At 71.3% G+C, this 23,388-nt stretch carries 18 protein-coding genes and 1 pseudogene; 9 read left to right on the plus strand and 10 right to left on the minus strand.

Annotated elements, in window-relative coordinates:
* Positions 1-67: 67 nt before the first annotated feature.
* From IE269_RS29885 to IE269_RS29895, 3 genes are all read right to left on the minus strand, one after another.
* Entirely contained in the window at positions 68-388 is a 321-nt protein-coding gene (locus IE269_RS29885) for a hypothetical protein (RefSeq protein WP_189826321.1), read from the minus strand.
* 157 nt (positions 389-545) lie between these two features.
* Positions 546-1,034, minus strand: coding sequence for a glutathione peroxidase (locus IE269_RS29890; protein WP_189826322.1), 489 nt, complete (start codon positions 1,032-1,034; stop codon positions 546-548).
* A 74-nt stretch (positions 1,035-1,108) separates the two neighbouring features.
* On the minus strand, positions 1,109-2,008 hold the full coding sequence (locus tag IE269_RS29895) for an SIS domain-containing protein (RefSeq protein ID WP_189826323.1): 900 nt from the start codon (positions 2,006-2,008) through the stop codon (positions 1,109-1,111).
* A 186-nt stretch (positions 2,009-2,194) separates the two neighbouring features.
* Between IE269_RS29895 and IE269_RS29900 the strand changes: the two genes are divergently transcribed.
* Together IE269_RS29900 and IE269_RS29905 are read left to right on the plus strand one after the other, a co-directional pair.
* On the plus strand, positions 2,195-3,166 hold the full coding sequence (locus IE269_RS29900) for a hydroxyacid dehydrogenase (protein ID WP_229898357.1): 972 nt from the start codon (positions 2,195-2,197) through the stop codon (positions 3,164-3,166).
* Between the two features lie 50 nt (positions 3,167-3,216).
* On the plus strand, positions 3,217-4,305 hold the full coding sequence (locus IE269_RS29905) for a hypothetical protein (protein WP_189826324.1): 1,089 nt from the start codon (positions 3,217-3,219) through the stop codon (positions 4,303-4,305).
* Between the two features lie 3 nt (positions 4,306-4,308).
* Here the strand turns inward: IE269_RS29905 and IE269_RS29910 are convergent, their stop codons facing one another.
* A complete protein-coding gene (locus tag IE269_RS29910; protein WP_229898358.1) occupies positions 4,309-5,394 on the minus strand; it encodes a substrate-binding domain-containing protein in 1,086 nt (361 codons plus the stop codon).
* A gap of 101 nt (positions 5,395-5,495) precedes the next feature.
* Here IE269_RS29910 and IE269_RS29915 point away from each other — a divergent pair, with 101 nt between their 5' ends.
* Positions 5,496-8,693 carry a chondroitinase family polysaccharide lyase gene (locus IE269_RS29915; protein ID WP_189826325.1) on the plus strand — a complete coding sequence of 1,066 codons (3,198 nt, stop codon included), beginning with the start codon at positions 5,496-5,498 and terminating at the stop codon, positions 8,691-8,693.
* A complete protein-coding gene (locus tag IE269_RS29920) occupies positions 8,690-9,544 on the plus strand; it encodes a glycoside hydrolase family 16 protein (RefSeq protein WP_189826326.1) in 855 nt (284 codons plus the stop codon). The genes IE269_RS29915 and IE269_RS29920 overlap by 4 nt, the downstream gene beginning before the upstream one ends.
* Positions 9,545-9,550: 6 nt before the next feature.
* Here IE269_RS29920 and IE269_RS29925 read toward each other — a convergent pair whose 3' ends face one another.
* Entirely contained in the window at positions 9,551-10,465 is a 915-nt protein-coding gene (locus tag IE269_RS29925) for a LysR family transcriptional regulator (protein ID WP_189826327.1), read from the minus strand.
* A 198-nt stretch (positions 10,466-10,663) separates the two neighbouring features.
* Between IE269_RS29925 and phnA the strand changes: the two genes are divergently transcribed.
* From phnA to IE269_RS29940, 3 genes are all read left to right on the plus strand, one after another.
* Positions 10,664-11,902, plus strand: coding sequence for a phosphonoacetate hydrolase (gene phnA / locus IE269_RS29930; RefSeq protein WP_189826328.1), 1,239 nt, complete (start codon positions 10,664-10,666; stop codon positions 11,900-11,902).
* Between the two features lie 213 nt (positions 11,903-12,115).
* Entirely contained in the window at positions 12,116-13,474 is a 1,359-nt protein-coding gene (locus tag IE269_RS29935; RefSeq protein WP_189826329.1) for an MFS transporter, read from the plus strand.
* 126 nt (positions 13,475-13,600) lie between these two features.
* Positions 13,601-14,749, plus strand: coding sequence for a TIGR03364 family FAD-dependent oxidoreductase (locus IE269_RS29940; protein WP_189826330.1), 1,149 nt, complete (start codon positions 13,601-13,603; stop codon positions 14,747-14,749).
* A gap of 65 nt (positions 14,750-14,814) precedes the next feature.
* Here the strand turns inward: IE269_RS29940 and IE269_RS29945 are convergent, their stop codons facing one another.
* Positions 14,815-15,255 carry a VOC family protein gene (locus IE269_RS29945; RefSeq protein ID WP_189826331.1) on the minus strand — a complete coding sequence of 147 codons (441 nt, stop codon included), beginning with the start codon at positions 15,253-15,255 and terminating at the stop codon, positions 14,815-14,817.
* A 242-nt stretch (positions 15,256-15,497) separates the two neighbouring features.
* Between IE269_RS29945 and asnB the strand changes: the two are divergent.
* Together asnB and IE269_RS29955 are read left to right on the plus strand one after the other, a co-directional pair.
* Positions 15,498-17,341 (plus strand): annotated as a pseudogene (gene asnB / locus IE269_RS29950) (asparagine synthase (glutamine-hydrolyzing)).
* Between the two features lie 28 nt (positions 17,342-17,369).
* Positions 17,370-17,822 carry a MarR family winged helix-turn-helix transcriptional regulator gene (locus tag IE269_RS29955; protein WP_229898359.1) on the plus strand — a complete coding sequence of 151 codons (453 nt, stop codon included), beginning with the start codon at positions 17,370-17,372 and terminating at the stop codon, positions 17,820-17,822.
* 74 nt (positions 17,823-17,896) lie between these two features.
* On the opposite strand, the gene IE269_RS29960 is transcribed toward IE269_RS29955, so the two are convergent.
* From IE269_RS29960 to IE269_RS29975, 4 genes are all read right to left on the minus strand, one after another.
* Positions 17,897-19,378 (minus strand): aldehyde dehydrogenase family protein, encoded by a 1,482-nt coding sequence (locus tag IE269_RS29960; protein WP_189826332.1) that lies wholly within the window; start codon positions 19,376-19,378, stop codon positions 17,897-17,899.
* A gap of 67 nt (positions 19,379-19,445) precedes the next feature.
* Positions 19,446-19,886, minus strand: a complete 441-nt coding sequence (locus IE269_RS29965; protein WP_229898360.1) for a ribosomal maturation YjgA family protein — start codon at positions 19,884-19,886, stop codon at positions 19,446-19,448.
* Entirely contained in the window at positions 19,883-20,755 is an 873-nt protein-coding gene (locus IE269_RS29970; RefSeq protein WP_189826333.1) for an acyl-CoA thioesterase, read from the minus strand. The genes IE269_RS29965 and IE269_RS29970 overlap by 4 nt, the downstream gene beginning before the upstream one ends.
* 34 nt (positions 20,756-20,789) lie before the next feature.
* Complete coding sequence (locus IE269_RS29975; protein WP_189826334.1) at positions 20,790-23,303, minus strand: DEAD/DEAH box helicase; 2,514 nt, start codon at positions 23,301-23,303, stop codon at positions 20,790-20,792.
* Positions 23,304-23,388 lie beyond the last annotated feature (85 nt).

Here is a 23,388-nt window from a genome sequence, read left to right on the forward strand (position 1 = left end):
GGCCACGCGGCCCGAGGGATTCCGCGGCCGGGCGACCGGCTGCGGAACCCCTTCGTCGTACGCACCTTCAGTCCCGCTTGACCATGCCCGGGTCGACCTCGGCGGCGTCCGGTGCGTTGGCGTGCACTTGGGACAGGTACCGGCCGCGGATCTCCTCCGTCGTCAGCAGCTCCCAGCCGTCCGGTTTGGTCGTGCCCGCCCTGCGCAGCTCGGCCGTCCACGCGGTCACGAGCCCTTCGCGGGTCTGCGGGACGTCCGACGTGGCCGCGGACTGAGGCTGGACGGTCACTTCCGGACCGTCGTCCGCCGAGCCGGCCACCGCGAACGCCGCCCCCGCTCCCAGCAGGAACGTCGCGGCGCCCAGAACCCACACCTTCTTGCCTGTCACTGTGATCCTCTCCGCGCCGGGGCGGTCCCGTCGTGCACATGGCGGCGAAGCCGGGTACGACTCTGGGACGCGCAAGCGGACGGATCGGTTCACGGGCCTGGTCGGCGGGAGCGCCGACAGCGACGCCGCCCGGGTGCCGGGCGGCGTGCTGGGCCGGTCAGGCCGGCAGGTTGGCCTCGATGGCGGAGACGAGCACGGTGTCGCCCGGTTCCGTGCGGGGGCGGAAGCGGGCGACGGGCTCGCCGGCGGGGGAGAGGAGGAACTTCTCGAAGTTCCACTGGACGTCGCCGGACTCGCCGTCCGCGTCCGCGAGCTTGGTCAGCTCGGTGTAGAGGGGGTGCCGGTGTTCGCCGTTGACCTCGATCTTCTCCAGGAGGGGGAAGGTCACGCCGTAGCTCGCGGAGCAGAAGGTGGCGATCTCCTCCGCGCTGCCCGGCTCCTGGCCCGCGAACTGGTTGCACGGCACGCCGAGGACCGTGAAGCCGCGGTCGCCGTAGGTCTTCTGGAGCTCCTCCAGGCCCGCGTACTGCGGGGTCAGACCGCACTTCGAGGCGACGTTGACGATCAGCACGGCCTTGCCCTTGTGGGCGGACAGGCTCGTCGGTGCGCCGTCCAGGGTGTGCAGCGGGATGTCGTACAGGCTCATGAGGCCTCTCCTCCTGATGCGTCCGGCGTGATTCGTCGGAGACCAACCGCAGGCTATCCCCGGCGGCGCCCCGGTCAGGCGGCCGCCCCCGTGAGAATGACGGAGCGGGAGAGGTTGCGGGGGCGGTCGGGGTTCATCCGGCGGCGGGCGGCCAGTTCCACGGCCAGGCGCTGGGCGCGGACCAGGGAGGCCACCGGGTCGAGCGCGTCGGCGGTGAAGAGGGCGCCGGTCGCCGTCACCTCGTCCTCCAGGCCGGCCGGGGGCTCGCCGAAGGACCAGACGAGGCTGTTCTCGTCGCTGATGCTGATGGGTCCGTGGCGGTACTCCATCGCCGCGTACGACTCCGTCCAGGCGCGGGCCGCCTCGCGCAGCTTCAGCGCCGCCTCGTCGGCCAGGCCGACGGTCCAGCCGCGGCCCAGGAAGGTGAACTGGCCGCGGTGCGCCCAGGCGAGGGGGAGGGGTTCCTCGACGGCGAGTTCGCCGTCCGCGACCGAGGCGCTCAGGTCGAAACCGAGCCCCGCGCGCAGGAGTTGGAGGGCGGTCGTGGCGAATCGGGTCTGCACGACGGACTTCTCGTCGGCGAAGGACAGGTCCACGAGCGCGTTCGCGCAGTCGGCGACCGGGCCGTCCGGGACCCCGGTCAGCGCGACGGTCGGGATGCGGCCGTGCACCTCGTCGAGGAGGGCGAGGACCTCGGTCGTCGTGCCGGAGCGGGTGATGGCGACGATACGGTCGTACGGTCGGGCCAGCGCGGCCTCGGAGGCGGCGTACGCGTCGGTCTCGCCCTGGCCCGCACGCTCGCGGAGCACCGCGTAGGCGCGCGCCATGTAGAACGACGTGCCGCAGCCGACGACGGCGACCCGCTCGCCGGGCTGCGGCAGGCCGTGTCCGACGACGGCGGCCAGTTCGGCGGCCCGCGTCCAGCAGGCGGGCTGCGAGGCGATCTCGGCGGTGACGTGGGCTGCGGCGGTCATGGTGCGTCCCCCAGGGGTGCGGCAGGAGTGTGGGTCCCGGTGTGAATGCGTGGTGCGTGCTGGCCTGATTTTGGTGGTGGGGTGGAGATCGCGCAATGAGCAATCAGACAGCAATGGGGGAGTAATTGGCCGGGGCAGGGGTGATTGATCATTGATTGCTCTGGTCGTGTCTCTCACTATGGCTACGTGACCACTTCAACTGGCCGTCCCACAGCCCTGATTGCGATGCGCGCGGACGTCGCGGCACTGGCCCTGCCCGAGGACGTGCGGGCAACCCTCGCCGCGTTCTGCGACCTCACGGACTCGATGGCCGAGGCGGACCTCATGATCACCGGATGGGGCTGCCCGCCGGTGGACGCCGCCGCCCTGGCCGGCGCGCCCCGGCTGCGGGCGGCCTTCCACGCGGCGGGCTCGGTCAAGCAGGTCTACGCCCCCGAGGTGTGGGAGCGCGGCATCGTCGTCTCCTCCGCCGCCTCCGCCAATGCCGGACCGGTCGCCGACTACACCGTCTCCGCGATCCGGCTGGCCGCCAAACGAGCCTTCCGGCTCGCCGCCGACTACCGGGCGGGGCGACCGCAGGACCTCACCGTCAGCCCGTGCACCGGGCGCGCGACCCGCACGGTGGGTGTCGTCGGGGCTTCGCACATCGGGCGGCTGGTGCTGGAGCGGCTGGCGGACGCGGGGGTACGGCTCGTGGTCAGCGACCCGTATCTGGCGAAGGAGGACGCAGCCGGGCTGGGGGCCGAACTCCTGCCCCTGGACGACCTGTTGGCGCAGTCCGACGTCGTCACCCTGCACGCCCCGATGCTCCCCGAGACCCGCCACCTGATCGACGCCCGCGCCCTGGAGCTGATGCGCGACGGCGCGGTGCTCATCAACACCGCACGCGGCGGCCTCGTCGACACCGAAGCGCTCACCGCGCACTGCGCACGCGGGCGCGTCGACGCCGTCCTGGACGTCACCGCCCCGGAACCCCTCCCGCCCGGCCACCCCCTGCTCGCCCTCCCCAACGTGCTGGTCACCCCGCACATCGCCGGGGCGATGGGCACCGAGGTGCGGCTGCTGGGCGCGTTCGCGGTGGAGGAGGCACGGAGGTTCGTCGCGGGGGAGGAGCTGCGGGGCGAAGTCCGGGCGGCGGACCTGCACCGGATCGCCTGAGCCGCCTCGTTCACGGGGGCGTTGTCAGTGGTGCGTCCTACGCTCGTTCCATGAGTACGGAGGTGCGTGACCCGGGGACGGCCGAGTTCGAGCGGCTCGCCGCACGGGGGCGCCTGCCCGCTCTCGCACACGGGGTACTGCACCTGGCTTGCCGCAACGGGGCGTCGACAGGGCCCGGCCCGCCCGTCATGGCCTTCCTGCACGCGCTGCCCGACGCCGACCGGCTGGCCCTCGGCCGGATCTGGGCGCACTGGCTGCCGAGAGTCCCGCTGCACGGCACCCGCACCTTCGAGGAGTTCGGCCGTACCCCCACCCAGGTGCGCACCGAGCTCCTCACCCTGGCCAGTGGCATCGTCCGGGGCCTGGACGGCGGTCTCCTCGCCGCGCAGCGGTGCGAGCGGCTGGACGGGCTCAGTCGCCTGTACGAGATCGGGCCCGGCACCCGGGACTGGGAACTGGCCCTCGCCGAGCTGGACGCCGGCCGTCCGCCCGGCCCCGCCGTCGTCGCGGTGTTCCGCCGCACGGCCCTCGCCCCCGGCGCCCCGCCCGCTCTCCGCGAGGCCGCCGCCGTGCTGCCGGGGCCCGCGCTCAACCCCGGTGAGGCCTGGGCGGACCTGGCCCTGCGCGAGGCGTCCGCCGGACCGCTGGAGGCCCTCCTCGCCCACCCCGCGCCACCCACCGCCCGCACTCCCTCCGCCCGGTGGGCCCGCACCGCCCGCACCGTGCTCGCCCGGGCCGGGCCGGAGGTGTCCCGGCAGCGTCTGCACGGCTGGTGCGCGGCGTTCGGCCTGCCCCGCACGGTGCCGCTGTCCGCCCACCGCAGCGTGCACCCCGACACCGGGCACCCGCCCGATCCGTACAACTGCCTGGTCCTGCGCGGAGCGGCCTGGTCACTCGGACTGCTGCCGCCCCGTCCCGGCACGGCGCACGCCCTGGCCGCACTCGCCATCACGGCCCTGCGCCCGCTGCGGGACGGGAGGAGGACCGCCCCGGGCGTGGCCGACGCCGCCATCACCGCCCTGGCCCTCACGGGCGGCGACCCCACCGCCCGTGACCAACTGACCGACCTCGCCCACCGGGTGACCCACCGTCCCACCGCCCGCCGCATCGCCGCCGCCCTCGACCAGCAGGGACGGTGACGCCTACTCCCGCCGCGCCCCGCACGACGCCCGCACCACCAGATTCGGCCGCAACTGCACCTGGTGCAGCGGCGACGCGTCGCCCTCCGCCAGCCGCCGCAGCAGGATCTGCGCCGCCAGCCGCCCCACCTGGAACTTCGGCGGCGACACGGCGGTCAGCGGAATCTCCGCCACGTCCGCGAACTCGTTGTCGTAGCTGACCAGCGCCAGATCGTCCGGCACCCGCAGCCCGGCCCGCCGGGCCGCCGACTGGATCAGCGCCGCCTCCCGGTCCCCGAAGCACAGCGCCCCGCTCACCCCGCCCGCGACCAGCGCCGCCACCGCCGCGTCCGCCCGCGCCGGGGTCCACGCGTCCATCACGTCCGCGTCGTGCACCGGCTCCCGCAGCCCGAAGTCCGCGACGGCACGCGCGAATCCGGACCGGATGGGGGCCGCCGTCGCCGCGTCCGTGCGGACCACCAGGCCGAGGCGTTCGTGGCCGAGCGCACGCAGGTGCCGCACCGCTTCGTACGCCCCGCCCTCGTGGTCCGTGCACACGTGCTCCGTCGGGTCGCCGGGGCCCGCCGCCGTCAGCCGCCGCTCCACCAGCACCGCGGGCACCGGCAGCCCCAGCAGCTCCTCCGCCCGCCGCGCCGGATCGCCCTCGTCGTGCAGGCCCGGGACCAGCAGCAGGCCGTGCACCCCGGACAGGAGGAGTTCCGCGATGGCGTCGTCCTCGGCCTGGCGGTCGTAGTGCGAGCAGGCCAGCACGAATTGCGCCCCCGCCTCCGACAGCACTTCCTGGATGCCCTGGAGGACCCGCGGATAGTAGAGCGTCGTGTCCGGGACCAGCACGCCGACGATCCGCCGGTGGTGCGGCACCCCCGGGACCCGGCCCAGCGCGAACGTGCCCGCGCCCTGCCGCCGCTCCACCATGCCCTGCGCGACCAGGTCCTCGTACGCCCGGCGCACCGTCGTCACCGACAGACCCGTCTCGGCGGCCAGCGCCCGCTCGGTGGGGAGCTTGCTGCCGGGCGGCCAGGTGCCGTCCTGGATGCCGCGCCGCAGGTCGGCCGTCAGCTTGCGGAACTTCAGTTCTCTGGCGGTCACAGTTGCCCCCGGCTTCGTAATGCTCCTTGAATCCTATTCTCATCACTCCCTAGCGTCCGCAGGCAATTCGGCCGCCCGCCCCCGCACGCTGGGAGTCCCCCGTGAACCGCCCCGCCACCCCTGTGTCCCGCCGTCGCCTCCTCGCGTACGGCGCCGCCGCGACCGGTGCCGTCGCCCTGCCCTTCACCGCCGTCCCACAGGCGCAGGCGGCCGGGCCCGGCGACGTACTCCCGCACGAAGGCGACGTACCCCTGCACGAGCTCGAAGAGCGGGCGCTCGCGCTCCAGCCGCCCGCGTTCCTGCTGGAGACCGCCGTGCCCCGGCAGTTCACCGCCGGGCGGGGCAGCACGCTGGCGATCAGCGACGCCCGCTCCGTGTGCGGCACGCACGCCCTGCGCTGGGACCACGGGACCCGCTCGACGGTCACCGTCGACGCCGACCTCGGCTGGGCCCCCGACCCGTACGAGCCCCGGCCGCTCGCCGACCAGCAGTGGCAGGGCACCGTCGACACCTTCTCCGTCTGGATCTACAACGAGAAGGCCGTCGACGACGTCGTCCGCTTCGAGTTCGGACGCGGTGAACGCACCGACTGCCACCTGGAGTTCGACCTGAACTTCACCGGGTGGCGGACCGTGTGGGCCCGGTACGCGTACGACATGAAGGGCCGCCCGCGCCCCGGCATGGACACGATGCGCATCGTCGCCCCGCGCCGCGCCGGCACCCTCTACCTCGACCAGCTCCTCCTCAACGTCGCCCTGCGCCCCGACGCCCCCACCCGCGACGTCCACGCCCCCGACATCTGCGTCGAGGGCGACGACTGGGACCAGCAGCACTGGCAGGCCCTCTACCTCTTCGACCGCATCCTGCGCCGCACCCGCATCCCCGCACCGCGCCCCAGCGCAGCCGAAAGCGCAGCCCTCCAAGCCCTGATCACCCGCTACCACGACGACTACCTCGCCGCCTCCGTCAAGGTCGACGACGCCTACGTCACCACCCTCACCACGCAGACCGACGCCCTGCTCACCGGCCGCCCCGTCTTCTCGTACCAGGCGCAGATCTACCCGCCCGCCCTCGCCGCCGACCTGAAGAAGTTCGTCGGCGCCTTCACCCTGCGCGCCGTCACCGACCTCCAGCAGAAGATCGCCCAGGCGTACGACGCGGCTTCGGCGGCCCACCGGCCCGCCCTGGGGAAGCTGTACATCAGGCTCGTCGAGCGGCTCCGCGAGCAGGGCTGGACGTACGGCAGCTGCCTCGGCACCATCCACCACCTCGGCTACGACATCCGGGGCTACTACGACTCCGTCTTCCTCATGCGGGAAGTCCTGCGCGAGGCGGGCCTGTTGGAGGCGGTGCGCGCCGACCTCACCTGGCTGTGCGGCTTCGGCCGGCTCTTCCGGGGCCTGGAGCACCGCAACGCGCACGGCTCCACCGCCGACATCCTCAACACCACCGCGCGCGGCAAGCTGGCCGTCGCCCTCCTCCAGGACACCGAGGCCAAGCAGGTCGCCTGCCTCAAGGTGCTGCGCGACTGGCTCGGCCAGTACCTCCTGCCCACCGACGGCATCCAGGACGGTCTGAAGACCGACGGCACCACCTTCCACCACGTCGGCTTCTTCCCCGACTACGCCCGCGACGGCTTCACCGGCTTCGCACCGCTCGTGTACGTCATGAGCGGCGGCCTCTTCCGGATTCCGACGAAGGGTCACGAGGCCCTGAAGCAGGCCGTGTTGACGATGCGCGTCGTCGCCAACACCTCGCACTGGCCGATCTCCCTCTCCGGGCGCAACCCGATCGGCACCACCGGCCTTCAGATCACCCCCTTCCAGTGGCTCGCCATCGCCGGAACCCCCGACGGAAAAGAGCCCTTCGACCCCGAACTCGGCGCGGCGTTCCTGCGGTTGCTCCCCGCGAGCCCGAATTCCGCCCAGAAGAAGATCGCGGCGCAGCTCGCCGCCGCGAACATCACCGCCGAGAAGGCCCCGTCCGGAGCCTGGGCGTACAACTACGGCGCACTCGCCGTGCAGCGCCGCGACGACTGGCAGGTCACCGTGCGCGGCCACAACCGCTACCTGTGGTCCACGGAGATCTACGACGGCTCCAACTGGTACGGCCGCTACAACACCTACGGCCAGATCCAGGTCCTGCACCGCGGTCCCACCCCGAACGCCCCCGTCACCAACCTCGACAGCGGCTACAGCCACGACGGCTACGACTGGAACCGCCGCCCCGGCACCACCACCCTCCACAAGCCGTGGAACCTCCTCAAGGGCGACCTCACCGGTGCCATCGAGGAGGTCATGCTGAGCGAGGAGGCCTTCGCGGGCGGCCACACCATCGACGGCCGCAACGGCATGTTCGCGATGCGGCTGCGCGAGATCCCCAAGTACGACGCCAGCCACCGCGCCCGCACGTCCGTCTTCCTCTTCGACAACCGGGTGATCGCGCTGGGCTCCGGCATCGAGAACACCGACGCCGTCCACGAGACCGAGACGACGCTCTTCCAGTCCCGCCTCGCGACCCGGGAAGCCCCCACCCACGTGGGAGGTCCGACGCCGGTCACCGCCTTCCCGTACGAGCATCAAGGGGCAAGCGCTGCCTGGCTGTTGGACGCCACCGGCCTCGGCTACTACCTGCCCGCCGGGCAGCGGCTCTCCCTCACCCGCACCGCCCAGACCTCCCGCCACCACGGCACCGACGCCGAGACCCGGGGCGACTTCGCCACCGCCTGGCTGCGGCACGGCACCGCCCCGCGCGGCGCCTCGTACCACTACGCGACCGTCGTCGGCGCGACGCCCGAGTCGATGGCCGCGTTCGCCGCCGACATGGCGGACGCCGGGCGGGCCCCGTACACCGTCGTACGGCACGACGACACCGCCCACGTCGTACGGGACCGGGCCACCGGAATCACCGGGTACGCGGTGTTCGACGCGACACGCGCCCTCACCGACTCCACCGTCGTACGGGCCGTGGACACCCCGTCGATGCTGCTGGTCCGCACCGAGACCTCCGGGGCCCTCGTGCTGTCCGTGTGCGACCCGGACCTGCGGCTGTACGCGGGCCGCGACCGCGCCCAGTACGACAGCAAGGGCGAGTACCACGGGCACTGGAGCCCGTTCTCCCGGCCGTGGCTGGCCGAACCGAGCGCCCCGCACACCCTGCACGTGACCCTCGTGGGGCGCTGGCGGGCGGCGGCGGGGGAGAAGTGCACCACCCGCATCCAGGGCGGGACCACCCTCGTCGCGGTGCGCACCGTCGACGGGAAGCCCGTCCAGTGTCGTCTGACAAAGGAGTCACGATGATCGGTACGTTCCGTACGCGCCTGGCAGCGGGCGCGGCGGCCCTCCTGGCCGCCGCCCTGCTGACGGGCCCGGCACAGGCGGAGACCACCGCCGCCTCCCTGGTCGACCCCGCCACCCCGGCCGGCGTCCAGCCCACCGCCGGCCCCGCCGGGACGCTCGTCTTCAGCGACGAGTTCACCGGCACCGCCCTCAACACCGCCAAGTGGAAGGCCCGCGACCAGGAACGCACCGAGGCCGACCGCGCCGACGGCCTGCGCTGGTGGTACAAGCCCCAGAATGTCCGCGTCGTCCCCGAGAACGGCGGCAACCTCGCCATCGACCTCCGCAAGCTCGGCGACAAGCAGTACGCCGGGGGCAGGGTCGACACCGACGGCATCTTCGACTACACCCACGGCACCTTCGAGGCGAGACTCCATGTCCCGCCCACCAACGGCCACTTGGGCGCGGTCTGGCTCCAGACCCACTCCTGGGGAGACATCAAGGGCAGCGCCGAGGACGGTGCCGAGATCGACCTGATCGAGAGCGCGTACGCCACCGACAAGTACGCGGCGACCATCCACTACGACGGCTACGGCGCCGACCACGTGCAGTCCGCCCAGGTCGTCCCGGCACCCGGTCTGCACGCCGACCACTACCACACCATCGGCCTCAACTGGACGGCCACACGTATGGAGTTCACGTACGACGGCACCGTCGTGCGCACCGTCACCGACCCCAAGCTGATCAGCCAGGTGAAGGAGTACCCGATCCTGTCGCACGAGATCCTGGAGTGGGCGGCCGGTGACGTCACGACCGCCGCGCTCGACTACACGTCGACGATGTACGTCGACCACGTCCGCATCTGGAAGTAACGCGGGCTAACCGGGCGGGAGTTCGCGCGGCCAGCTGCCGATCTCGCGGAGCACCTTCATGAAGGCGCGCTCCGCGGGGGACAGCAGCCGGTCGCGCCGCCGTACCAGGTTCACGGGGCGCGAGCGTGGTGCCGGGCTCACCGGCACCACGGTCAGCGCCCCGGACCGTACGTCGTCGACGACCGCGTGCTCCGAGATCAGCGTGATGCCGAGACCCGCCGCCACGCACTGCTTGACGGCCTCCGGGCCCCACACGTCGCCGTGCGGGACGTCGGTCAACTCCCAGTCGCCCAGTACCTGTTCCTGGAGCTCGCGGGTCTGCGAGCCCGGCTCGCGCAGCAGGAAGCGGCACTCGCGCAGCTCCTGCGGGCCGACCTCGCCCGCACCGGACAGGGGATGCGAGGAGGAGGCCACGACCACCAGACGCTCGTCCAGGACCGTTTCGACCACGAGCTGGTTGGCGGTCGGCGTCCCGGCGACCACGGCGATGCCGATGCCCCCGCCCAACAGGCGCTCCAGTACAGCCTCGTTGTTGCCGACGAAGAGGTCGCAGACGATCCCCGGATGGTCCTGCTGATAGCGGGCCAGCAGCGGCGGCAGCAGATAGGTGCCGACCGTCGTGGACCCCCCGACCAGCAGCCGGCCCGACGCCAGACCGCTGACCTGCTGCACGGCGGAGACTGCCTCCTCGGCCAGCAGGAAGACCCGCTTGCCGTACTCGGCGAGCACCTCGCCCTCCGCCGTGGGGCGGGTCCGGGCGCCGGAGCGGTCGATCAACGTCACCCGCAGGGACTGCTCCAGCCGGCGCACCTGGTTGGAGACCGAGGGCTGGCTCATGTACAGCTTCTGCGCGGCGGCCGAGAACCCCTGGTGCTCGACGACCTGCATGAAGATCCACAGCCGGTGGAGGTTCAGTTCCACGTGCCCTCCTTGATCAACTGTGCGCGCGGTGAGCCTAACCGCGATCGGTCTCAAAGGGGAGGGGTCGCGTTGGCTTGAATGCGGCTATGGGCCCCATAGCAAACCGAGAGGTTCTTCCGCCCTGTCGCCGGGTGCTACCTATGTCACACGGGGCGGCAGCTACCGCCCCGCGACTTCGAACTTCAGGGGTGTCCGTACATGGAGCAGCTTCAGGTCAACGGCCGCGACTACCCGTGGCCCCAGCGGCCCGTCGTCGTGGTCTGCATCGACGGCAGCGAGGACGCGTACCACGAGCGGGCCATCGCGGACGGGCGGATGCCGTTCCTGGAGAAGATGCTGGAGCGGGGCGCCGACCTGCGCGGCGACTGCACGATGCCGTCGTTCACCAACCCGAACAACATCTCCATCGCCACCGGTCAGCCGCCGGCCGTCCACGGCATCTGCGGCAACTACTTCTACGACACCGAGTCCGGCACCGAGATCATGATGAACGCCCCGGAGCTGCTGCGGGTGCCGACCATCTTCTCGGAGTTCTCCAAGGCCGGCGCCAAGGTCGTCTGCATCACGGCCAAGGACAAGCTGCGCCGCCTGCTGGGCCGCGACCTGGTCGACGGCATCAACTTCTCCGCGGAGAAGGCCGACCAGGTCACCGACGAGGACAACGGCATCACCAAGGTCCTGGAGCGCGTCGGCATGGAACTGCCGTCCGTCTACAGCGCCGAGCTGAGCGAACTGGTCATGGCCGCAGGCGTCGACGTCCTGGAGAAGGACAGCCCGCAGCTGATGTACCTGTCGCTCACCGACTACATCCAGCACAAGCACGCCCCGGGCTCGCCGGTCGCCAACGACTTCTACGGCATGCTCGACGGCTACTTCGAGAAGATCGACGCCCTCGGCGCGATCCTCGTCATCACCGCCGACCACGGCATGAACGCCAAGAGCGACGCCGACGGCGTGGCCCAGGTCGTCTTCCTCCAGGACTTCTTCGACGGCAAGTTCGGCGAGGGCGCCTCCCGGGTCATCCTGCCGATCACCGACCCGTACACCGTCCACCACGGCGCGCTCGGCTCCTACGCCACCGTCCACCTGCCCGAGGGCACGGACGTCGCCGCCCTGGTCGGCGAGGTCGCCGCGATCGACGGCGTCGACACCGTCCTGACCCGCGAGGAGGCCTGCGAGCGCTTCGAGCTGCCCGGCGACCGCATCGGCGACATCGTCGTCATCGCCACCCGCAACACCGCCCTCGGCACGACGCCTTCGCGCCACGACATCTCGGGCTTCAAGGAGCCGCTGCGCTCGCACGGCGGCCTGACCGAGCAGAAGGTGCCGTTCCTGGTGAACGCGCCCGTCGAGCTGCCCGCCGGACACCGGCTGCGCAACTTCGACTCCTACTGGGTGGGCACCACGCTCGCGGCGGGCCGGTCGCTGACCGCCTGATCGCCGCGCAGCAGCACCAGCCCCCCTGACCACACAGACCCGGCCCCGGCGCGCATGCCTGGGCGCGCGCCGGGGCCGTGCCGTGCCCGCACACCGCTCTGTTCGAGGTGCGGGCACGGCTGTACCGCCGCACGACACCTCCGTACGGCCACTCATGTCCGTACGGCCGCTCATTCCCCTACCCGTGCACGTCGAGGACAGGACGCCGCCGCCATGGCCGACCTCGCACCACAGCAAGGATCCAAAGACGCACAGACCATCACGACCCGCGAAGCGCTGGATCAGGTCAATCCTGTTCTGCGGTCCGCCCGCGCCTCCCGCTGGCGCTGGCAGATCTTCGCGATCACCTGGGTCGCGTACGCCGGTTTCTACTTCGTACGGCAGGCCTTCTCCGTCGCGAAGCTCGGCATTCTCGACGACCCGGCCGTCAACACCGTCCTCACCAAAGGGGTATTGGGAGTCATCGACTCCATTTACCTCGCCGCCTACGCCGCGGGCCAGTTCCTGTGGGGCATGTGGGCGGACCGCTTCGGTCCGCGCGTCGTCGTCATCGGCGGCATGATCGGGGCCATCGTCGCGGCCTGTCTCATGGGCCTCAGCAGTGCCGTCCTCGTCTTCGGCGGGGCCATGGTCATCCAGGGCCTCTCGCAGTCGGCCGGCTGGGCGCCGCTCTGCAAGAACATGGGCAACTTCTTCACCGTCAAGGAGCGCGGCCGCATCCTGGGGCTGTGGAGCACCAACTACGCCTTCGGCGGCCTGGCCGCCCCGCCGTTCCTCGGCTGGATGGCGTACTCGGTGTTCGACAGCTGGCAGGCGGCCTTCTTCGCCGGAGCGGCCACGCTCGCCGTCGTCCTCGGCCTCTTCCTCGTCTTCCAGCGCAACTCGCCCAAGGACGTGGGACTCGAGGACCCCGACCACGACCCGAACGCCGCACCCGCCGACGCGGACGCGCCCGAGGAGGAGACGCTCACCGGCCTCGCCCTCTACAAGGAGACCCTGCGCGACCGCATGGTCCTCACGCTCGGCCTCTGCTACTTCCTGCTCAAGCCCGCCCGGTACGCCATCCTGCTCTGGGGCCCGGTCATCGTCGCCGAACGCATCCCGGAGATCGACAAGGCGGGCGCCACGCTCATCCCGGTCGCCTTCGGCGTCGCCGGAGTCGTCGCGCCGATCATCATCGGCTGGGTCTCGGACAACGTCTTCAAGTCCCGCCGCGCCCCCGCCTGCGTCATCGCGCTGGGCGTCCTGACCGCGGCGCTCGCGCTGTTCATGCCGCTCACCGCGACCGGCAGCGTCGGCATCATGATCGCCGTACTGGCCGTCATCGGAGTGTCGGTGTACGCCGCCGACGCGATGATCTCCTGCGTCGCCGCCGTCGACTTCGGCAGCGCCAAGGGTGCGGGCACCGCCGCGGGCCTGGTCAACGGCTGCGGTTCGGTCGGCGCCATCCTCGGCGGACTGCTCCCCGGATTCCTCTCCGGAGGCGTCCTGTTCACCATCTTCGCCGTGGCCGCCCTGCTGGCCGGCGTGCTGATGGTCCCGCACTGGAACCGGGTTCCCCGGGCCGCGTGACCGGCGACGGCCCGGGCGATCCCCGGGCCGCGCAACCTCCGGGCAAGGCGGCGTCCGCCCGGACGTCGCCTCCCGTACACCGTGAACTGATCTTGTACCGACGTACGTTCTGAGATAGGGGACCACATGTCTGTCAGCAGCGCAGCCGTCAACCGTGCGGACACTGCCATCGTCGGAGGCGGCATCGTCGGCCTGGCCCACGCTCTGGCGGCGGCCAAGCGCGGTGACAAGGTCGTGCTCTTCGAGCGCGACGACTACGCGGTCGGTGCCTCCATCCGCAACTTCGGCATGATCTGGTCGGTCGGCCAGCAGCGCGGCGCGATGTACGAGCGAGGGCTGCGCAGCCGTGCGGTGTGGCAGGAGATCTCCGCCAAGACCGGCCTGTGGGCCGCGCCGACGGGCTCGCTGCACCTCGCTCACGAGGCCGACGAGGTCGCCGTACTCGAGGAGTTCGTCGACATCACCGAGGCAGCCCGCGAGAACGGCACCAAGATGATCTCCGCGAAGGAGGCCCTGGAGCGCAGCTCCACCGCCGTCGAGGACGGTCTTCTCGCCGCGATGTGGAGCCCGACCGAGCTGAACGTGGACCCGCGACGGGCGATACCCGCCGTCGCCGAGTACCTGATCCAGGAGTACGGAGTCGACATCCGCTTCGGCACCACCGTGCGCGGTGTCGACATGCCGACCGTGTCCACCACGGCCGGCGACTGGCAGGTCGACAACCTCTTCGTGTGCAGCGGCAACGACTTCGAGACCCTCTACCCGGAGGTCTTCGCCGAGTCCGGCATCGTCCGCTGCAAGCTCCAGATGATGCGTACGGGTGCCCAGCCCGCGGGCTGGGAGCTGGGCCCGATGCTCTGCGGCGGTCTGACCCTCCTGCACTACGCGGCCTTCGACGACTGCACCTCGCGCACCGAGCTGGCCCGGCGGATGGGCGAGCAGTACCCCTTCCACCGCGAGAACGGCATCCACGTCCTGCTCTCGCAGACCGCCGACGGCCGCCTGACCATCGGCGACAGCCACGCGTACGCCAAGACCCTCGACCCGTTCGAGAGCGAGGAGATCAACAAGGCGGTCCTCGACTACCTCGCCACCTTCGCGAAGTTCCCGAACGCGGAGATCACCGAGCGCTGGGTCGGCTTCTACCCGTCCCTGCGCGACGGCCGCACCGAGCTGGTCGTCAATCCGGAGCCGGGCGTCACCGTCGTCAACGGCGTCGGCGGCGCGGGCATGACCCTCTCCTTCGGCCTGGCCCAGGAGCTCATCCCCAGCTGATGCATGCGGAGTGACGCGAAGGGCCCCGGCGGACGCGAGACCGCCGGGGCCCTTCCTGCGTGCCCCTACGCGGGCTGGGGCACCGGGTCCTCGCCGAACACCCACGGCGCCAGGATCACCAGCCAGCCGTCCGGGTCCGCGAAGGCCACCGCGCCCCGCTCGGGCCAGTACGTGTTGGCCGTCGCCACCGGTTCGTGGCCCCGCTCGCGCAGCCGGGCGACGCCCGCCGCGACGGCCCCGGGCCCGCGGACGTACAGGACGAGCTGGTTCTCCGGGTGCGGCTCGGGTATCCGAGGCGGGTTGCCGTGCTGGGTGATCTCCATGTGCACGGGGGTGCCGGGCAGCCCGAACACCACGCCGTCGTATCCGGAGTGGCCCCGCCAGTCGGCCAGCACCGGCAGCTGGAGGTCGTCGCGGTAGAAGGCGAGCAGGGCGTCGTAGTGGGCGGTGGGCCGGGCGAAGCGGACGGCGCCGACGTCGAGGTGTTTCGGCCAAGTAGCAGTCATGCGCCGAAGTATGGCCGAGGCGCCCGGAGGCCGTGATCGGCCGGGGGCCGTATACGGTCCCCGCCCTTGGGACCGGGTCGAAAGTCGGCCGAACCGCGCCCACTTGCCCTTTCTTGGGTTACCGGTGAGTTGACGGGCCGCCACTTCCTGACACATCCTCGAAATATAGGTGCCCGATACAACTGGTTGGCCCGGTCGGGATGCGACACGGGCCGGCCCGGATGCAGGAGGAGCCCCCCCACATGTGCGGAATCAGCGGATGGATCTCGTACGACCGAGACCTGCGCGCCCACCGGCAGAGCATCGACGCCATGACCGAGACCATGGACTGCCGCGGCCCCGACGACCGCGGCACCTGGGTGTCAGGACCTGCCGCCCTCGGCCACCGCAGGCTCGCCATCATCGACCTGCCGGGCGGCCGCCAGCCCATGACGGTGGACACCCCGCACGGGACCGTCGCCGTCGTCTACTCCGGCGAGACCTACAACTTCACCGAACTCCGCGCCGAACTCACCGCACGCGGACACGAGTTCACCACCCACTCCGACACCGAGGTCGTCCTGCACGGCTACCTCGAATGGGGCGAGGAGGTCGCCTCCCGGCTCAACGGCATGTACGCCTTCGCGATCTGGGACGCCCGCACCCACAAGCTCGTCATGATCCGCGACCGGATGGGCATCAAGCCCTTCTACTACTACGAGACCCCCGACGGCGTCCTCTTCGGCTCCGAGCCCAAGGCGATCCTCGCCAACCCGCTCGCCCGCCACGAGGTCGGCCTCGACGGCATCCGCGAACTGCTCGCCTTCGTCAAGACGCCCGGCCACGCCGTCTGGGAGGGCATGCACGAGGTCGAACCCGGCACCGTCGTCACCGTCTCGCGCACCGGCCTGCGCCGGCACGTCTACTGGGAGCTGACCTCCACCGAGCACACCGACGACCGCGACACCACCGTCGCCCACGTCCGTACGCTCATGGACGACATCGTCCGCCGCCAGCTCGTCGCCGACGTCCCCCTGTGCACCCTGCTCTCCGGCGGCCTCGACTCCTCCGCGATGACCGCGCTCGCGGCCCGGCAGCTCGCGCCGTCGGGGGAGCGGGTGCGCAGCTTCGCCGTCGACTTCGTCGGCCAGACCGAGAACTTCGTCGCCGACGAACTCCGCGGTACTCCCGACACCCCCTTCGTGCACGACGTGGCCCGCGCCTCCGGCACCGAGCACCAGGACATCGTCCTGGACTCGCACGCCCTCGCCGACCCCGAGGTCCGCGCCAAGGTGATCCGCGCCCGCGACCTGCCCATGGGCTTCGGCGACATGGACGCCTCGCTCTGCCTCCTCTTCAAGGCGATACGCGAACACTCCACCGTCGCCCTCTCCGGCGAGTCGGCGGACGAGGTCTTCGGCGGCTACCTCCAGTTCTCGACGAAGGGGCCCGCACCGGCAACACCTTCCCCTGGCTGGGACAGACCGGCCGCCACTTCGGCACCGACGACGACTCCGTCCTGAGCCCCGCCCTGGTCGAGACCCTCGACCTCGGCACATACGTCCAGGACAGCTACGCCACCGCCGCCTCCGGCATCCAACGCCTCGACTCCGACAGCGACTTCGAGTACCGGATGCGGCGCATGAGCCACCTCCACCTCACCCGCTTCGTGCGCGTCCTGCTGGACCGCAAGGACCGCGCCAGCATGGCCACCGGGCTCGAAGTCCGGGTCCCGTTCTGCGACCACCGCCTGGTGGAGTACGTGTACAACGCGCCGTGGGCCCTCAAGTCCTTCGACGGCCGCGAGAAGACCCTGCTGCGCGAGGCCACCGCCGACGTCCTGCCGAAGTCGGTGTACGACAGGGTCAAGAGCCCCTACCCCTCCACCCAGGACCCCAAGTACGCGCTCGCCCTCCAGGACCACGCCAAGGACCTCCTCGCCGACCCCGGCCACCGGGTCTTCGACGTCGTCGACCGCGACCGGCTGCGCAGGGCGGCCGAGACGGCCTCCCCGCAGTCCACCATGGCCTCCCGGCGCGGCCTCGAACTCGCCCTCGACCTCGCCCTGTGGCTGGACATGTACAAGCCGACCCTGACACTCTCTTGACCTGATCGTGGGGCGGAGGCGGGTTGACGTGGGCACACCGGGGGCGGAAGTCCGAAGCAGGGAAATTCCCGACACGGACGTGCGGGACCTGGTGGTCTCCCTCCACCGCCTGCTGCGCAGCCTGCACCGCGCCGCCCCCGTCGGCCGCCTCCAGCCCACCCAGCTCATCGTGCTGTCCCTGCTGTACGAGAACAGCCCCGCCCGCATCGGCGAACTCGCCGCCAAGGTGCCCTGCTCCCAGCCCACCGCCACCGCGGCCGTCGCCGCCCTGGAGCACCGCGGTCTCGTACGCCGCGAACCCGACCCCACCGACGGGCGGGCCTCCTCGGTGCGGCTCACCGAGCAGGGCACCGGAACCCTGAGCGAGCTGGCCCGCGACGAGGCCGAGGACCTGGCCGCCCGGCTCGCCGCGCTCGACGCGGACGAGGCCCGCGCGGTCGTGGCCTTGGCCCCGGTGCTGCGCAGGCTCGCCGAGGGCTGAGGTCCGCACGTACGAGGAAGGCCCGGCGCCCCCCTTTGCACGGGGTGCCGGGCCCTCCTCGTACAACGGCCGAATCAGTAGGTGATGCAGGCCGAGTGCCACTCCGTGTAGAAGTCGAAGACCTCCGGCGAGCACTCCGGCGGCCCGTACTGCGAGGCCTTCGACCCGACGTGCGGCAGGTGCGCGTACGCGCCGACACCCGGGCGATTGACGTGCAGCATGCCCGCCTCGAAGCGCTCGATGGCCTCGAACGCACGGGACTGCGAGGCGGTGAAGATGGTCCCCGACATGCCGTACTTCACCGAGTTGGAGATCTCCATCGCGTGGTCGAAACCGTCCGCGTCGATCACCGCGAGGACCGGCCCGAACACCTCCTCCTGCGCCAACTCGCTGTCCCACGCGGTGTGTACGACCGTCGGCTGGACGTAGCAGCCCTCCGGCAGGTCGTCCCGCACCTCGCGCTCGCCGCCGCACAGCACCTTGCCGCCCTCGCGCTGCGCCCCCGCTATCGCGTCCAGCGCGGCATCGAGCCGGGCGGTGTTGACCACCGGGCAGATCTTCGACTCCGGGTCGTCGCCGGGGCCCACCTTCAGCTCGCCGAGCCGGGCGATCAGCTTCTCCAGGAACTCGTCCCGCACGCTCACGTCCACCACCGCGCGGCTGGTGGCGCTGCACCGCTGCCCCGCCTGCCCGAACGCGCCCTTCACGACCGCGTCCACGGCCTTGTCGACATCGGCGTCGTCGCAGACGATGACGGCGTTCTTGCCGCCCAGCTCCAACTGCGTACGAAGAAGTCGATGGGCCCCGCCCGCGTGGATGGCCGTGCCCACCGGCAGCGAACCGGTGAAGCTGATGCCCGCCACCGCCGGATTCGCGACCAGCGCCTCACCGGCGGCCACGTCGCCCTGGATCAGGTTGAGCACCCCGCTGGGCACCCCCGCCTGCTCGAAGACCTCCACCAGCAGCGCCGACGTCAGCGGCGTCAGCGGCGACGGCTTCAGGATCGCCGTGCACCCCGACAGCAGTGCGGGGGCGACCTTCCACATCGGGATGGCGAAGGGGAAGTTCCACGGCGCGATCAGCGCGACCACACCGATCGCCTTGCGGAAGGTGAACGAGAAGGTGCGGTCGTCCTCGGCCGGGACCGTCACGCCCCCGAGCGTCCGCGCCTGCCCCGCCGTGAAGTCCAGGATGGCGCGCGCCCGTTCGACCTCGCCCCGCGCCTCGCCGAGCAGCTTGCCCTGCTCACGCGTGATGACGGCGGCGATCTCCTCCGCGCGCTCACCGAGGATCCGGCTCGCCTCGGTGAGGTAGACGGCCCGCTTGATCGGTCCGAGCCCCCGCCACGACGCCAGCGCCGCCGACGCCGCGTCCACCGCGTGGTCGACGTCCACCCCGCCCGACTCCGTGAACTCGCCGATCACGTCCGAGAAGTCGGCCGGATTGACGTTCTCCCGGGTCTGCCCGGACTCCGCCGCCACCCACTGTCCGTCGATGAAATTCAGCCGCAGGTGCGGTGCGGTCGCGTCTCGATTGCGCTCCACCACGGGTGCCATGCCTTCCCCTTCACTGGACCAAGCCGGCGCCGGCGCCGACCCCGGCGCCGGTCCTGGCCAGGCTCGCTCAGGAGAGGGGCCCCGACAACGGCCGATTAGGGTATGCACCCGATAGCCGGGCCCTATCGCGCTTGAGCCACCACCGGTGCACCCCGTACGCCCCGGCCGCCCCGACGACGTACCAGAACAGATCCGGCGCGTTGAACGTCGACCCGAACACCAACCGCAACAGCCCACTGCGCGCACTCAACTGGGCCGGTACGGCAGTGAGTTGCCCGAACTCCACCGCCCAGCTGATCCCGAGCGCCACCGCCGCAGCGACCACCGGCCGCCCCCGGGGCGCGACGGCCACCACGAGCGCGTACAGCAGGACGGTGTACAGCGCGTCCCCGGCGTACTTCGCGAAGGAACCGGAGAAGACGGCCCGTACGCCGAGAGCGGCGGCGATGGTGATCGCCGCCGCTCCCAGCGCGTACAGCCGTACGCGCAACGCCCGTATGCCGCTCAATCGCCCAGCTTCCGGAACAGGCCCTCCTGCACCACCGACACCAGCAGCTGACCCTCGCGGTCGTAGATCCGGCCGCGGGCCAGGCCCCGGCCGCCCGTCGCGATCGGGGACTCCTGGTCGTACAGGAACCACTCGTCCGCCCGGAACGGACGGTGGAACCACATCGCGTGGTCGAGGGAGGCGATGTCGAAGTTGCGGGAGCCCCACAGCGGTTCGACGGGGAGACGGACCGCGTCAAGGAGGGTCGTGTCGCTCGCGTAGGCCAGGGCGCAGGTGTGGACGAGCTGGTCGTCGCCGAGGGGGCCCACCGCGCGCATCCACACGGCGCTGCGCGGCTCCGCGCCCTCGATCTCCTCGCGGGTCCAGCGCAGGCCGTCGACGTAACGGATGTCGAAGGGCTGGCGGCGGGCGATGCGCTCCAGGGCGTCCGGGAGGGTGCCCAGGTGGTCGCGGATCTCCTCGGAGACGGAGGGGAGCGACTCCGGGTCCGGGACCTCGCGGCGCGGCGGGAGCTGGTGCTCGATGCCGCCCTCCTCCGGCTTGTGGAAGGAGGCGGTGAGGTTGAAGATCGTGCGGCCCTGCTGGACGGCCGTCACCCGGCGGGTGGTGAAGGAACGCCCGTCGCGCACCCGCTCCACCTGGTAGACGATCGGCACACCGGGGCGGCCAGGACGCAGGAAGTACGCGTGCAGGGAGTGCACCGGACGGTCGCCGTCCGTGGTGCGGCCCGCCGCGACCAGCGCCTGGCCCGCGACCTGCCCGCCGAACACCCGCTGGAGGTGTTCCTGCGGGCTGCGGCCGCGGAAGATGTTGACCTCGATCTGCTCCAGGTCGAGCAGGTCGACGAGTCTCTCGGCCGGGTTCGTCATGTCGTTCCTCGTTCCCCTGATTCTCGTACGGGATCTAGAGCTGGCCGACGGAGGTGACGCGCACGACCGCCCGCGCCTCCTCGTCGGATGCCGCGAGGTCGACCTCGGCGCTGATGCCCCAGTCGTGGTCGCCCGCCGGGTCGGCGAAGATCTGCCGGACCTTCCACAGTCCGTGCGCCGTGTCCTCCTCGATGATCAGGAGCTTGGGGCCGCGCGCGTCCGGGCCCGTGCCCAGGTCGTCGTGCTCGTCCCAGTACCCGTCCATCGCCTCGCCCCACGCGTCCTCGTCCCAGCCGGACTCCGCGTCCAGCTCGCCGAGCGCGTGCACGTTGTCCAGCGCGGCCAGCTCCACCCGGCGGAACATGGCGTTGCGGACCAGGACCCGGAAGGCCCGCGCGTTCGCCGTGACCGGCTTGACCTGGTCGGCCTTCTCCTGCGCCTGCTCGGCCGTCTCCACCTCGGGGTTCGCGAGCTGCTCCCACTCGTCCAGGAGCGAGGAGTCGACCTGGCGGACCAGCTCGCCGAGCCAGGCGATGAGGTCCTCGAGGTCCTCCGACTTGAGGTCGTCGGGGATGGTGTGCTCCAGGGCCTTGTACGCGCTCGCCAGGTAGCGCAGCACGATGCCCTCGGTGCGCGCCAGTTCGTAGTGCGAGGTGAACTCGGCGAAGGTCATGGCCCGTTCGTACATGTCACGGATGACCGACTTGGGCGAGACCGGGTGGTCGCCGACCCACGGGTGGCTCTTCTTGTACACGTTGTACGCGTGCCACAGCAGCTCTTCGAGGGGCTTGGGGTAGGTCACCTCCTGGAGGCGCTCCATCCGCTCCTCGTACTCCATGCCGTCGGCCTTCATCTGGCCGACGGCCTCGCCGCGCGCCTTGTTCTGCTGGGCGCCCAGGATCTGCCGGGGGTCGTCGAGGGTCGACTCGACGACGGAGACCATGTCGAGTGCGTACGACGGCGACTCGGGGTCCAGCAGGTCGAAGGCGGCCAGCGCGAACGTCGACAGCGGCTGGTTGAGCGCGAAGTCCTGCTGGAGGTCGACGGTCAGCCGTACGATCCGGCCCTCGGCGTCGGGAGTGTCGAGCTGCTCCACCACACCGCCGTCGAGCAGCGAGCGGTAGATGGCGATGGCCCGGCGGATGTGCCGGAGCTGCGCCTTGCGGGGCTCGTGGTTGTCCTCAAGGAGGTGGCGCATCGCCTCGAAGGCGTTGCCGGGGCGCGCGATCACCGAGAGCAGCATGGTGTGCGTGACGCGGAAACGGCTGGTCAGCGGCTCGGGGTCGGAGCCGATCAGCTTGTCGAAAGTCGACTCCGACCAGGCGACGAAGCCCTCGGGCGCCTTCTTGCGGACCACCTTGCGGCGCTTCTTCGGGTCGTCGCCCGCCTTGGCGAGCGCCTTCTCGTTCTCGACCACGTGCTCGGGGGCCTGCGCGACGACGAAGCCCGCCGTGTCGAAGCCCGCCCGGCCGGCCCGGCCGGCGATCTGGTGGAACTCCCGGGCGCGCAGCGTGCGGACGCGCGTGCCGTCGTACTTCGTCAGCGCCGTGAAGAGCACCGTACGGATCGGTACGTTGACGCCGACGCCGAGCGTGTCCGTACCGCAGATGACCTTCAGCAGACCGGCCTGCGCCAGCTTCTCCACCAGGCGGCGGTACTTCGGCAGCATGCCCGCGTGGTGCACGCCGATGCCGTGGCGGACGTACCGGGAGAGGTTCTGGCCGAACTTGGTGGTGAAGCGGAAGTTGCCGATCAGGTCGGCGATCTTCTCCTTCTCCTCCTTGGAGCACATGTTGATGCTCATCAGCGACTGCGCCCGCTCGACGGCCGCCGCCTGCGTGAAGTGCACGATGTAGACCGGCGACTGCCGGGTGTCGAGCAGCTCGGTGAGCGTCTCGGTGATCGGCGTCATCCGGTACTCGTACGACAGCGGGACGGGGCGCGTGGCGGAGCGTACGACAGCCGTGGGACGGCCCGTCCGGCGCGTGAGGTCCTTCTCGAACATCGAAACGTCGCCGAGCGTGGCCGACATCAGGATGAACTGCGCCTGCGGCAGCTCCAGGATCGGGATCTGCCAGGCCCAGCCGCGGTCCGCCTCCGCGTAGAAGTGGAACTCGTCCATCACGACCTGGCCGATGTCGGCGTCCTTGCCGTCGCGCAGCGCGATCGAGGCCAGCACCTCGGCCGTGCAGGCGATGACCGGGGCGTCCGCGTTCACCGAGGCGTCGCCGGTGAGCATGCCGACGTTCTCGGTGCCGAAGAGCTTGCAGAGGTCGAAGAACTTCTCCGAGACCAGCGCCTTGATCGGCGCGGTGTAGAAGGTGACCTTGTCCTGGGCCAGCGCCGTGAAGTGCGCACCCGCCGCGACCAGGCTCTTTCCGGAGCCGGTGGGCGTGGAAAGGATCACGTTCGCGCCCGTGACCACCTCCATCAGCGCCTCTTCCTGCGCCGGGTAGAGGGCGATGCCCTCGCCCTGGGCCCAGGTCGAGAAGGCCTCGAAGAGGGTGTCGGGGTCGGCGTTCGGCGGGAGCTGATCGATAAGGGTCACGCCCCCATCTTGCCCGGTGCGCTCCCGGATCGGGGAACCGGAGGGTATGCACAAGATCATCCCGGATAGGGTGACGGGTCAGCCC

The sequence above is a fragment of the Streptomyces spiroverticillatus genome (genome assembly GCA_014650415.1).
GTDB lineage: Bacteria > Actinomycetota > Actinomycetes > Streptomycetales > Streptomycetaceae > Streptomyces > Streptomyces spiroverticillatus.